Source organism: Micromonospora inaquosa (genome assembly GCF_003857055.1).
GTDB lineage: Bacteria > Actinomycetota > Actinomycetes > Mycobacteriales > Micromonosporaceae > Micromonospora > Micromonospora inaquosa.
The window spans coordinates 73,709-86,240 of sequence record NZ_QGSZ01000224.1 but is presented as its reverse complement, the minus strand read 5'-3'; the positions used below and the strand labels follow the sequence as shown (position 1 = coordinate 86,240).

10 protein-coding genes are annotated in these 12,532 nt (G+C 67.7%); 4 read left to right on the top strand and 6 right to left on the bottom strand.

Annotated features, from left to right (window positions below; all coding sequences use genetic code 11):
* The first annotated feature begins 226 nt into the window (after positions 1-226).
* Positions 227-1,423, top strand: coding sequence for an MFS transporter (locus DLJ59_RS18505; RefSeq protein WP_158630866.1), 1,197 nt, complete (start codon positions 227-229; stop codon positions 1,421-1,423).
* A gap of 313 nt (positions 1,424-1,736) precedes the next feature.
* Here DLJ59_RS18505 and DLJ59_RS18500 read toward each other — a convergent pair whose 3' ends face one another.
* Positions 1,737-2,540 (bottom strand): hypothetical protein, encoded by an 804-nt coding sequence (locus tag DLJ59_RS18500; protein ID WP_124773888.1) that lies wholly within the window; start codon positions 2,538-2,540, stop codon positions 1,737-1,739.
* A 375-nt stretch (positions 2,541-2,915) separates the two neighbouring features.
* Here DLJ59_RS18500 and DLJ59_RS18495 point away from each other — a divergent pair, with 375 nt between their 5' ends.
* From DLJ59_RS18495 to DLJ59_RS18485, 3 genes are all read left to right on the top strand, one after another.
* Entirely contained in the window at positions 2,916-4,289 is a 1,374-nt protein-coding gene (locus tag DLJ59_RS18495; protein WP_124773887.1) for an FAD-dependent oxidoreductase, read from the top strand.
* Between the two features lie 15 nt (positions 4,290-4,304).
* The gene (locus tag DLJ59_RS18490; RefSeq protein ID WP_124773886.1) at positions 4,305-5,465 is read left to right on the top strand and encodes an epoxide hydrolase family protein; all 1,161 of its coding nucleotides are present in this window, start codon (positions 4,305-4,307) and stop codon (positions 5,463-5,465) included.
* A 100-nt stretch (positions 5,466-5,565) separates the two neighbouring features.
* Complete coding sequence (locus DLJ59_RS18485) at positions 5,566-5,991, top strand: SgcJ/EcaC family oxidoreductase (protein ID WP_124773885.1); 426 nt, start codon at positions 5,566-5,568, stop codon at positions 5,989-5,991.
* A gap of 706 nt (positions 5,992-6,697) precedes the next feature.
* Here the strand turns inward: DLJ59_RS18485 and dpgB are convergent.
* The 5 genes from dpgB to DLJ59_RS18460 all read right to left on the bottom strand — a co-directional run bounded on the left by dpgB (position 6,698) and on the right by DLJ59_RS18460 (position 12,465).
* Positions 6,698-7,414 (bottom strand): enoyl-CoA-hydratase DpgB, encoded by a 717-nt coding sequence (gene dpgB, locus DLJ59_RS18480; RefSeq protein ID WP_341869615.1) that lies wholly within the window; start codon positions 7,412-7,414, stop codon positions 6,698-6,700.
* Complete coding sequence (gene dpgA, locus DLJ59_RS18475) at positions 7,411-8,601, bottom strand: 3,5-dihydroxyphenylacetyl-CoA synthase DpgA (protein ID WP_208648752.1); 1,191 nt, start codon at positions 8,599-8,601, stop codon at positions 7,411-7,413. The genes dpgB and dpgA overlap by 4 nt, the downstream gene beginning before the upstream one ends.
* 482 nt (positions 8,602-9,083) lie before the next feature.
* Positions 9,084-9,665 carry a pyridoxamine 5'-phosphate oxidase family protein gene (locus DLJ59_RS18470; RefSeq protein WP_124773883.1) on the bottom strand — a complete coding sequence of 194 codons (582 nt, stop codon included), beginning with the start codon at positions 9,663-9,665 and terminating at the stop codon, positions 9,084-9,086.
* A gap of 139 nt (positions 9,666-9,804) precedes the next feature.
* Positions 9,805-10,956, bottom strand: coding sequence for a serine hydrolase domain-containing protein (locus DLJ59_RS18465; protein WP_244236106.1), 1,152 nt, complete (start codon positions 10,954-10,956; stop codon positions 9,805-9,807).
* Positions 10,957-11,460: 504 nt separating this feature from the next.
* Positions 11,461-12,465 (bottom strand): LLM class F420-dependent oxidoreductase, encoded by a 1,005-nt coding sequence (locus DLJ59_RS18460; protein ID WP_244236102.1) that lies wholly within the window; start codon positions 12,463-12,465, stop codon positions 11,461-11,463.
* Positions 12,466-12,532: the final 67 nt, after the last annotated feature.

The window sequence follows — 12,532 nt, the reverse complement described above, 5'->3', positions numbered from 1 at the left end:
ATCGGCCATCGCGGGCTTCCGGCCAGCCGTTCCGCGTTCGTCTGTGGGTCGCGTGCTTGCACCCTCGCACAGCCAGGCAATCCCGAAGATGTCACCGGGAGGCCGGATCCGAGATCGTGCTGCCAGCGACCGATACAGAGATCGGAGGCGGAGCATGCCGCGATGGAACCCAGTTCGCGTTGTTAGCTCCTTATTCCCCAGTGAGCCGGGCCCCAAGCGCCTCTACGTGCTGGCCACGCTCATCAACACATTCGGAAGTGGGCTGCTGATTGGAAGCCTGCCGTTGTATTTCACCCGCGTCGTGGACCTGTCCGCCGCACGGGTCGGGCTGGGTCTCACCATCGCGGCCACGGTCGCACTGGCGATGGCCCTACCGCTCGGTGAACTGGCCGACCGGCGCGGCCCGGTCCAGGTGATCAGGGCCCTGCTGCTGGTGGAGGCCGCAGCAATGCTGGGCATCCTCTTCATCGGCGACTTCATCAGCTTCCTGGTCGCCGCCTCGGTGCACCTGGTGGCGTCGAACGCGCTCGGGACGGTCGAGGGAGCGCTGTTGCGGCGGGTGGCCGGCGAAGACGCGCCCGCGTTCCGATCCTCGATCTACGCGGTCACGAATCTGGGCTTGTCGGTCGGCTTGATACCCTCCGGCATCGCGATCCAGCTTGGCACCCCGACCGCATATCGCACGCTCATCGTCATCAACCTGCTCAGCTTCGTGGTCACCTGGGCGGTTCTCAACAAACTGCCGCGTTACAAACCACTTCCGAAGCCAGCCACCGGCCCGCGCTGGATCGCGGTGCGTGACAAGCCGTATGTCACGTTCGCGCTTCTGAAAGCCGCGATCCACCCGCAGTTCTACGTTCTCACGCTCCTGCTTCCGCTGTGGGTGGTCGACAAGACGAATGCTCCGCGTTGGACCATTCCGGTATCCCTGGCGATCAACACCGTTTTGATCATCCTGTTCCAGGTCCGCCTCGGCAGCCGGGTGCAGACGATCCGGCAGGGCGGGCTCGCGTGGCGGCGTGCCGGACTGGCCTTTCTCCTCAGCTGTTGCGTGCTGGCCTTTGCGGCCGGGCTGCCCAGCTGGGCGGCGCTGACGGTGGTGGTGGCGGCCGTTGCCCTGCACACGTACGGCGAGATCATGCACACGGCCGGCATCTTCTCCATCGCTCTGAACCTGCCGCCGGCCCACGCGCAGGCTCAGTACGACGGCTTCAGCGGGATCTTCGCCGGCACCGGCAACGCGGCGGCTCCGGCGCTGCTCCTCGGGGTGGTCCTGAGCCTTGGCGTGCCCGGGTTGATCGGACTCGGCGTGTTCTTCCTCCTGCCGAGCCTGCTGATGCCGGCCGTGACGCGGTGGGGTGAGCGAACCAGGCCGCAGGTTTCGGAAGCCCTCGACCTGCAGGCTGTCGATGCGGTGAAGTGACCCGGGCACGCCCTGGCCGGTGCTAGCCATAGCCCCGGCCAGGGCACGGAACTGGAGCAGGGCCGGCTGGGCCGATGGACCGGTCCGGCCGGCCCTGCCGTCACGGCGCGGGCGCTACGGCACAGGCGTGGCAGGCACCCTGGGTCTCGACGCGAATGGGACCGGCGCAGGCCGCCGATGTTCAGGGCGGTGGCGCCGGTTTAGTTGGGACCCGCCGGCGACTTTCCGCGCTCGCCTTGGCTCTGCTAATGGCAGTTCTCAGCGGGGCGAACGGGTGCTCCGGGCCGTTGGCCGTCGATTTCGGACGGGTCCGTCACACCGTCCGGAGATTCGGCACGATGGTCGTGGCCACAATCTCGGCCAGCTCGGGCGTGACCGTGCCGACCGGTTGCGCCGGCATCTCCCGCACCAGATAGGCATCCTCGTCCCGGCCCGGTACGGCGACGGTCGAGGGAGAGTCGGACAGCACCGTCACCGCCGATCGTCCGGCGGCGAGCCCGATCTGGGTGTCGTTCCGACCGGCCAGTAGGAACGCCAGCCACGCGCGGTACCACACGATCAGGTCCGAGAAAGCCCCCGCCGAGCCGCTGAGGCCCGTGCTGGCCGCCAGAGCGCTCACCTTGTCGAGAAGGATCCGTTCCATCTTCGACATGTCGAGGTCAGGGTCCGTGGTCAGCTCCGGGGGAGTGTGGGTGGCGGGGCCGAACTTGCTGAGAAACTCGGTGAACTTCAGCGTCACATCGTCGTCGACAGGCCACATCGGGTTCACCAGGACGGCGGTGACCGAGCGGGTGGATGCCAACAGGCCCGCGACACGCAGGGCCAGCGGCGAGGCACTGCAGTGCCCGATGACGTGTACGTGGCCTTGGTCCGCACCAGAGCCGAGGAATTCGTCCACGCAGGCTGCGGCCAGCTCCGGCATCGGAACGTACCTGCGGTCCTCGGACAGCACGCCGATGGGATCGATCTGAAAGACCGCGTGGCCCGGAATCCGCTCGCTGAGCATCTCGCTCATGCGCGGGGACATGGACATCGCCTGGAAGTCGGCTACCAGGATCGGATCGGTGTCGCCACCGCTCAACCGCCGGAGAATCCGCTCGTCGCCCGAATGCGTCATGCCGCTCCCTCAAGCACTCGCGCCGCCGATGCGGCCGGCGGCCCTGCCGTCCGAGGCTGACCACCACCCGGGAACGGTGCCGCCAGGTCATCGCCAGCTCATGATCGAACCGACTGGCCGTCGTCGATGGTCATCCTTCGCCGACCAGCGTCCGGATTCTTGTCGGGTGGTGCTCAATCAGGAGCCCTCGCGGGGCGGTGTCCGGCCCCGGTTCCGTAGCACAGCGGAAGGTGCCCGGGCCCATCGTCATCCTCGATTCTGACTCTGGCTCTGCCGGGGCCATGAGGCGAAGGAAAACGTTCGTGGGCCCGACGCAGCGGCTACCGGTACGCGAGGGCGCACGCTTCTGGGCCCAAAGGGGAGGAAGAGATCGCGATGCCTGATCAGCTCGGTAACCGGGCGGTGGTACTTGGCGGGAGCCTGGCTGGCCTCCTCGCCGCCGATGTACTCGCCGAGGTCTACCCGGAAGTACTCGTGGTGGATCGCGACGAACTGGCCGGGGTGGAAGGCCCTCGGCGCGGCGTGCCGCACGGCCGCCACGCCCACGGCCTGGTTGGCCGCGGCCAGCAGATCTTCGAAGAGCGGTTCTCCGGCCTCATGCAGGAACTGGAAACCGCCGGTGTCCGACCGGGTGACTTCAGCGGCGACATTCGCTGGTATTTCAACGGCATGCGGCTTCGCCCGGCGCAAACGGGTCTGCTCTCGGTGCCGTGCACTCGGCCCGTCATCGAGCGGTTCGTGCGAGGCAGGGTGGAGAAGGTTCCCAATGTTCGGTTCATCGAGCAGTACGACATTGTCGGACTGGAGTCGACCCCCGACGCGGGTCGGATCACGGGGGTGCGCGTCCAGACCCGCGATGGGAGTGCAGGCCCCGAAGTTCTGGATGCCGACCTGGTCATCGATACCACCGGCCGGGGTTCACGGACGCCGGCCTGGCTGGAGGAGCTTGGCTATTCCCGGCCGTCCGAAGACCGGGTGAAGGTCGATCTCGCCTACACCACGCGCCACTACCGGGTACCTCGCGATCCGTTCGGCAGCGACATCGCCATCATCGCGGCGGCGACCCCCTCGCATCCGCGTGGTGCCTTCTACTATCGGCTTCCCGGGGAGGACGGCCGCGTCGAGCTGTCCCTCACCGGCGTACTCGGCGACCATCCGCCCACCGACCCTGACGGCTTCCTCGAGTTCGTCCGGTCCCTGCCCGTGCCGGAGATCTACGAGTCGATCCGCGAGGCTGAGCCGATCGACGACCCGGTGATGTTCCGCTTCCCGGCGAGCGTCCGCCGTCGCTACGAGCGGCTGACCCGGTTTCCGGAAGGCCTGCTGGTCATGGGGGACGCGGTGTGCAGTTTCAACCCGGTGTACGCACAGGGCATGGCGGTCGCCGCCATCGAGTCACAGGTCCTGGCCGATCAGCTCCGGAAGGCTCACGTGCCACCGGCGCGTGATTTCTTCCAGGCGATCTCCCGCCAGATTGATTCACCCTGGGACTTCGCGGCGACCGCGGATCTCGGCTACCCGGGCGTGGAGGGCCGCCGGACGGCGAAGGTCCGCATGATCAACGGCTACGTCGCTCGGCTCCAGCGGGCAGCGGTGCACGACGACAGCCTGACCAACGCCTTCATGAGGGTCGCCGGCCTCGTCGACGAGCCGACGGCTCTCCTTCGTCCCGGCAGGGTTCTTCGGACGTTGCGGCAGTCCGGTCGCCGGTCGCCGGCTCCTGCACCGCTCGCAGTGGTCGCTGACTAATTCTGGAGGTGCAGCATGCGCTCATTCCGAATCGAGATTCCGCAGTCCCAGCTCGACGATCTGAAGCTGCGGATCGCCAACACCCGCTGGCCGGACGAGATGCCTGGTGTCGGGTGGGACCGAGGCGTACCGCTGGGGTACCTCAAGGAGCTGGCTGACTACTGGCAGAGCCGCTACGACTGGCGGGCAGCCGAGGCACGCCTGAACGAGTTCCCGCAGTTCATCACCGAGATCGACGGCACGAACGTGCACTTCATGCACATCAGGTCGCCCGAACCCGACGCGCTGCCGCTCATCATGACGCATGGCTGGCCGGGCACCGTGGCGGAGTTCCTGGAGGTCATCGAGCCGATGACCAATCCCGTCAAGCACGGCGGTGACGCGGCTGACGCGTTCCATCTGGTCATCCCGTCGATTCCCGGGTACGCGTTCTCCGGTCCGACCGGTCAGGTCGGCTGGGACACCGGCCGGGTGGCCAGCGCCTGGAAGGAACTGATGGGCCGCCTCGGCTACGACCGGTACGCGGTTCAGGGTGGCGACTGGGGAACGCCGATCTCGCTGCGGCTCGGCCTGGCCGACCCCGAGCACGTCGCGGGCATCCACCTCAACATGTGCGTGGCCTTTCCGCCGCCGGATCCGGCCGCGATGGCCGGGCTGGGCCAGGCCGACCTGGCCCGGCTCGAGTTCACCGGCCGGTTCATGCAGGACGGGACGGGGTGGCAGCGGATCCAGTCCACCCGTCCGCAGACGCTCTCCTACGCGTTGACCGACTCGCCGGTGGGGCAGCTCGCCTGGATCGCCGAGAAGTACAAGGAATGGACCGACTCGGCGAAGGTGCCCGAGGACGCGGTGAGTCGCGACCACATCCTCACCGCGGTCTCGATCTACTGGCTGACGGCGACGGCCGGGTCCAGCGCCCAGCTGTACTACGAGTCCAGCCACATGGATGCCGACTTCGTCAGGACCTGGGCCGGGCCGTGGCCGCTGACGATGCCGGTGGGTGTCGCGTCCTTCCCCAAGGACGCAGTGCGGCCGGTACGCCGGTTCGCCGAACAGATCATGCCGACCCTCACCCACTGGTCGGAGTTCGAGCGCGGTGGGCATTTCGCGGCGCTGGAGCAGCCCAAGCTTCTCGTCGACGACATCCGTACGTTCGCCCGCTCCCTCTCGCGCTGACCGCGCCACGCCTCGGCCCTGAGCCGAGGCACGCAGCGAGCGTCCGTACCAACCCAACAAAGGCACAGCGTCCTATCCGGCACACGAAAGCGAGACAATCATGTCGACGAACTCTCCCCCGGCAGCCGCACCGACTGTTTCCAGCGCCGAGCAGGCCGAGATCGCCGCCGTACCCGCGCGGATGGTCGCGGCCTGGGCCGCACACGACGCCGACGCCTTCGCCGACCTGTTCACCGAGGACGGAACGCTGATCCTTCCCGGGGTGTACAAGAAGAGCCGCGACGAGATCCGGGAGTTCATGGCGAGCCAGTACGCCGGGCCCTACCAGGGCACGCGCGTTACCGGCACGCCCATCGGCCTCAAGCCGCTCGCGGCAGACGCCGTGGCGCTGCTGACCACGGGCGGGGTCATCGCGTCCGGCGAGACCGAACTGGCGGACGGGGACGCGATCCGGGCGTCCTGGATTCTGGTCTGGCGCGACGGCCGGTGGCAGCTGGCGGTCTACCAGAACTGTCCGCGCGACTGAGTTCGTTGACCGACCAACGGGCGACCGGCGCTCACCAGAGCGCCGGTCGCCCGTCGCATGACCGGTGGCTGTCACCGGGTCGGCCGCGGGGGTGGTCGGTTTGCGGTCGGTTGGCCTGCCACGCTGTCGATCAGCTGGGGCCGTCCTGGCCAGCCGCTCCGCGATCCGTCAACACCCCCTGCCGCGTCGGCCGCGATGCCTGCGGCTCGTACCGCCTGGTGGTGGCGCCGGTCCACTCTCGCTGCTCTCCCGGGTCGGGGCAGCCTTCGGTGCGGCGGGCAACGCCGTTGCCGGAAAGCTGCTGTGGGACGCGGTCCTGCCCGAGGTGCGGCTTCACCTAACGTCGGCCTACCGACACGTCGACAGGTGGTCCTGGCGCTGGTCCGGGTCTCTGCGACGTCGAACGGGATCCCGCGTCTGCCCCGTTGCTGGAGCAGGTCACGGACGCGCACGCCGAGTAGGCCGACGCCCAGCCACCTGCCCTGTAGGAGCGGGACTCCCTGGATCAGCGGATCGAGAGTCGACCGCCTCGGATCGGGTCGTTGTGAAACGGCTACGCAGTAGGGAGCGGTGACGGCTCGCGGTACTCGCTCTCGCAGGATCCCCACCTCGGTGGCGCAACGCGAGGGAGTTGGGGCCGTGGCTGCCGGCGAGCCACGGCCCCGATCACCCGGAGTTCCGGCGCGAACGCGGGACGGGGGATCCGCTAGGGCGTCGCGGCGTCGGCGGACCGCCGCAGGGCTCTGTCGCAGGCCGCGAGGTGGCGACCGAGGGCATCCTCGAAACTGGTGGTCGTCGCATCGAACATCAGTTGTCGGCGGATGGCCATTTCTCTGCCGGAGAGACCGGCCACCATCTCGGCTGTGGCGGTCAGGGCCGTGGCTGGGTCGTCGGTCAACTCGTCGACGAGGCCCAGGTCGACGCTTTCCTGGGCATCCAGGTGAGCACCGAACAGGATCGCCCGGCGCAGCCGGGAGCCGCCGGACTGCTGGGCGAGGCGGAAGACCGCCATGCCCGGCCAGGTGGCCTCCCGGTCGACGAGCAACGACAGCCGGACGTCGGGTGTGGCGATGCGATAGTCCGTCGCCAGCAGGACGTCCAGGGCGAGGCCCCCGCAGTCGCCGGAGGCCACCGCGACCGTGGTGACGTTGAGACGCTCGAGCCGCCGCAGTGACCGCTCCCACTTGCTGACCAGCGACACGTCCAAGCCGTGGGTCCAGTCCTTACCGGGCGTACCGGTGACCTGGACCGGAAGCATCGTGGTGGACTCGTCCGACTCGGCCGCCGCGCAGGCGGCCTCCACCGCGGCGACGGACTCCATCGTCAGAGGTTTCGAGCCGTCGATGCGTAGCGTGACGTCACTTCGCGTGCCGTCAGCGGCGTAATGCTCGCCCCGGCCTCTCCGGACGGTTTCGGCGCTCACCACTGGATCAGCGCCGTCTCGATCGTGGAACCAGGACCCATGGTCATCAGTACTCCATAATCGCCCGGGGCGGTTACTAGCTCCTGCTGGAGACGTTCGTACGAGAAAATGAACGAGCCGCTCGACACGTTGCCGTAGTCACGGAGGACGCCGGTGGTGTGCCGGACCTCGTGACGGTTCAGTCCCAGATTGACCGTCACCGCGTCGATGACCTTCTTGCCCCCGGCGTGCACGAGCCAGTGCGCGATATCGCTGCGATGCAGGCCGGTGTTTGCCAGCAGACGATCCGCGACGATTTCCGCGTGCGCACCGACGACATACGGTATCTGTGGATCGAGGAAGAAGCTGAACCGATTCTGGACGCTGTCCCAGTCGTAGCGCATGGCATCGACGGCGTCGGGGATGATGCAACTGGCGAACTTGAGGATGCGCGGACGACCAGGGGTGCCCAGGGAGTCGCCGGCGGGGCGGCCGACCACGGCCAACGCGGCGGCGCCGTCGCCGAACAGACTGTTCACGACCGCGGTGCGCATGGTCGAGTCCAGGACATAGGCAGCCGAACAAGCCTCGGTGCACAAGACCACGGCCAGTTCGCCCGGATTGGCCACGGACCAGCTCGACACGACGTTCAGGGCATTGAGCCCCGCGTTGCATCCCATCCCCACGATGTCGGTTCGGCTGCAGTGCCGGTCGATGCCCAGCTCACGGATGAGGAGGGCACTGAGCCCTGGCGTGAGAAATCCGGTGGATGTCACGCAGCACAGGTGGCGAATGTCGGAGATCGCCGCACCAGCGTCGTCCAGGCACGCCTGCAGGGCGCGCATCCCCATGTCCACGGCCAGCCTCTTGTGCCGATCGAGGAGGTCCGCCTGTGTCTCCGGAGAACGAGTCCCGTCAGGTGCCGGGAGCGGTAGCTCGAGGAACCGCCGACGGATCGCGCTGTTGAGGAAGACGGAGCGGATCTTCGGATCGGAGATTGCGAAGGTGTCCAACAGGTCCTGCTGGGAGAAGGCCGAGGCGGACGAGGCCGTGCCCACCCCGACAATCGTGGATTCGTAGGGTGTGGGTGGGAGAATGGGAAACTCTGCCGCCAGTGCCCGATCGTATGGCCTCTGGGTGTTGGCGATGTCAACGGTCACGCGCAGATCTTCCTTCCGCATCTCAGCCACCTTGGCGTGCTTGGCCAAAGCAGCATTGTGCTCGTTCTACGACAATGCGGCCCGAGCCGTGGACGCGGCATCTTGGAGATTGCCGGGCGTCAGCTGAAATTCCCCGACACCGGGCCAACGTCGGAGTCAGGCCAGCTGAGGCGTCACCGGAGAGGGTTGAAGGCGCGCAACAGCAATCCGAGTCTGCCGAATTCGGAAGATGATCCTCGTGGCGGCCGGGGCAGTTTTGCCGAGCCCGCAGAACCGTACGCAGCGGACGAGATCGCGGAGCAGCGAGACCATCTCGTCGAGGAGCGGTTACCCGCAGTGCGGGTGAATGGCGCTGGGCGGGGCCACAGACTTCTGCCGGTGCCTCGGGGCTCCACCAGTGGCTCGGTGTGTCCGGGGGCGCTGGCAGATTGGCCTGACCGACGGCCGTGGTCCTGGGCGCTCAGGTCGGTGCTGCCGGAGGGGGAAGGAGCCGGACGGTGCCTCTGCCTGGTCGCGTCGACGTTGCCGGATCAGAGGCGATAATTGGTCTGGCTGAACGGGTCGCCCTTGGAGTGGCTGAACGCCCTGTTGGGTGTGACTTCGAAGGCCACGACCTCGCTGTCGGGCAGCTCGGAGACTATGGCGCCGTCCTTGATGTCGAGCTGCCAGCGGCCGTCCCAGCGGTCGCGGTAGAGCTCGGCGAGCTTGCGCAGCAGTGCGTCGTCGGTGACCGGCACGGCCGTCCCCTCGACGGCCACGTCGAGGCCTTGCTGCCAGGCGGTGTCGCCAGCGAGCACGAGCACCTGCGGATTGGCCTGGATGTTGGCGTACTTCACCTCTTTGCTGCCGGTGTGGAAGTAGACCTTCCCGTCATGGAACACCGGCACCATCGGCGTCGCGTGCGGACGGCCGTCCGGCCGCACGGTCACCACCCAGGCGAGCTCCGTCGCTGCCAACCTCGCCTCGGCGTCGGTCCACGGGACCACTCGGCCCTCGTCGTCGCTGTAACGCCGGTCGATGCGTTCGCTCGGCTTCATCAGCCCTCCGAAACTGATCGCGTAACGAAAGTTGTTGGGAGACGCTAACACGATCGATTGGGAAGTACCGATCAACCACCACCCTGCCGAGCGGCTGTGTCGGCTGGTCGCCAACGGGCTGCCGTGGCGGTCGGATGACCCGGTCGAGAGCTGTGGGCCGGTTCGTGGGAGCCGGTCACGCCCCACTCTCCAGGTCTTCTCGCCGATCACCGACTCAGTCGTCGATGGCCTGATAGATGGTGGTCCAGAAGTCGCTCCACAGCGGCAGCTTCTGATTACCCATGTGCGCCCGCTGCATGACGACGACCGTCGCCATGTCCTCGGCGGGGTCGTTGTACCAGGCGGTGCCATAGAAGCCGGGCCATCCGTAGCTGCCGACCGAGGGACCGAGGTGCGTACGCCGGGTGACGACCGACATCCCAAAACCCCAGCCGAAATTGTCGAAATATCCCGGCTCGAATCCAGAGACGACCTTCTGCGCGGGGCTCAGATGGTCGGTTGCCATCAGGGTCACCGACGACCGGGAGAGAAACCGCTGGCCGTGATGGGTGCCGCCGGCGAGTAGAGCCGAAGCGAAGGCGAGGTAGTCGTCGGCGGTCGAGACGAGCCCACCACCACCGCCCTCGAAGGCCACCGGCCCGCTGAACCGTCCGTCCGGAGGGTCCTCGACGACCGCCTCGCCGGTCGGGCCATCGTCACGTGCGTACGCCGTCGCGAGCCGGCCGAGACGTGCGCTGTCCACACTGAAACCGGTGTCCCTCATCCCGAGCGGATCGCAGATCCTCTCGCGCAGGGCCTGCCCGAGAGGCTTGCCGGTGGCCCGGGCGATGAGCGCACCTGTCGCGTCCGCGGCGGTGTCGTACATCCAGCGCTCACCCGGCTGGTGAACCAGAGGCAGCGCGCCCAGGCCGCGCACCCACCCGTCCAGGTCTGGCCTGCCGATCGAGTCCAGCGCCTCGGCGATCGGAACCGTGCTCGGTTTGGCGATGACCGTACCGGTGCCCAGAGTGAAGGTCAGCAGATCGCGCAGCGTTACGGGGCGTTTCGCCGCAACGGTGTCCTGCAGCGACCCACCGGGATCGGCGAGCACTCTCATTTCCGCCAGCTCCGGCAGCAGGTCGTCCACCGGGTCGTCCAGACGCAGCGTGCACTCCTCGACCAGGGTCATTGCACACGCGGCGACGATCGGCTTCGTCATCGACCCCATCCGAACGATGGTGTCTCCGGCCATCGGGATCCCCGCGCCCGCACCCTGGAACGCGAGGGTCCCCGTGGCTTCGACACGCACCTCACCGTGGCGGGCAAGGGCTACCAGGACGCCCGGAACGAAGCCGGAGCCAACGAGACGCTCGAGCAGGTCCCGCACCCGGACCAGCCGCTTCGCCGAAAACCCGCCAGCCGACACGCGCCGCCCCCTCACCTCACTCAATCGAAGACCCGGCTCGCCCGTCCGACCGGACGATCCATTTGTCGGTGGCGAGGCCAGAGCAGCTATGGATGATAGCCACTGTGCCGGAAATCGTCGGTTGTCAGCATCCCGATCAGCGAGAGGGCCGCGGCCACGTGCCACACGGCGTCAGGGCGGCAGGGCCGCCGACGACCAGGCCTACGGCGGCAGCAGCCCTCGCCTGACGTCGGCCGTGTCCGACGGACGCCGGCGCGTTCGGCGCGAATCGCGCGACCGGTCGTCCTCAGGCCGTGGAACGGGCATCCTGAGGGCTGTTCGCGGTTGACCTCGACGACCTGCTGATTCGACCGGGTGCGCCGTGGGTGCTCGGGTGGGCGAGGTTACTCAGGCGATGCCATCGCCGTAGGTCAGGCGCGTGCCCGGCGTCAGCCTGAATAACCTCACCCACGTTCCACCCACGAGTCAGCGGGTCAGTTCCGGTATCACCCTGTCGGCGAACAGATCCATGCTCCTCCGGTCGTAGGCCGCGTCGATGAACCTGCCGATCACGTACCCGACGCCGATCTGACCGGCCTTGGTCAGCTGTTCCACGATCTGTTCCGGCGTGCCGATCAGGCCCTCCGTCCAATAGCGAAGAAGCGGCTCCAGTTGCGCGGCCGGCAACAGCGGCTCGTAGTGGGCGCGCACCCAGGCCAACCTGTCGGCAACCTCCTTCTCGGTCTCACCGATGGTCACGTTGAGGAGGACCGAGCGGACGATCGCGTCGAAGTCGGTGCCCACATCCTTGCAGTGCGCGGCCAGGACCTGGGACTTGTGCTCGAACCCGTCCAGTGAGGCCCCGAAGTTCGTGTACTGCGCGTACTTCGCCGCGGTCCGCAGGGTCTTCTTCTCGCCGGCACCACCGATCCACAACGGGATCCCGCCCTCCTGCAAGGGCAGCGGCCGGCTGATCGCACCGTCGATCTGGTAGTGCTTCCCCATCAGGGTGGCCGTGCCGGTCTTCCACATCTGCCGCATGATCTGGGCGCCCTCGTCGAGCATGTCCAGTCGGTCGGCGAGGCTGGGGAAGCCGTAGCCGTAACTGCGCCACTCGTGCTCGTACCAACCGGCGCCGATGCCGACATCCAGCCGGCCGCCGGACATGACGTCGATGCAGGCCGCCACCTTGGCCAGGTAGGCCGGGTTGCGGTAGCCCATGCACGTGCAGAGCTGCCCCAGCCGCACCCGCGACGTGCAGGCGGCGAACGCCGCCATCATCGACCACGCCTCGAACGTCGACTCGTCGGACGGCGGGTCGGTGATGAAGTGGTCGAACACCCAGATCGACTCGAACGGCCCGGCGTCGGCCGCCTGGGCAAGATCACGCAGCACGTTCCACTGCTCGGTCGTCGGTATGCCCGCGAGCTCGAAATCACCCCCCTGGGGGATGAACATGCCGAACCGCATGTTGTGCGGATCACTGGTCACGAAGTACGTCCTCTCCTGGCATCGTGCCGGTTCGCCCTGCACGAAGCTGTCGTTGTCGTGAGCGAGG

Bases quoted from the DNA above. Each gene is read 5' to 3' on its own strand.
- DLJ59_RS18500 (WP_124773888.1), bottom strand. From the start codon at position 2,540: ATGACGCATTCGGGCGACGAGCGGATTCTCCGGCGGTTGAGCGGTGGC.
- DLJ59_RS18495 (WP_124773887.1), top strand. From the start codon at position 2,916: ATGCCTGATCAGCTCGGTAACCGGGCGGTGGTACTTGGCGGGAGCCTG.
- DLJ59_RS18490 (WP_124773886.1), top strand. From the start codon at position 4,305: ATGCGCTCATTCCGAATCGAGATTCCGCAGTCCCAGCTCGACGATCTG.
- DLJ59_RS18485 (WP_124773885.1), top strand. From the start codon at position 5,566: ATGTCGACGAACTCTCCCCCGGCAGCCGCACCGACTGTTTCCAGCGCC.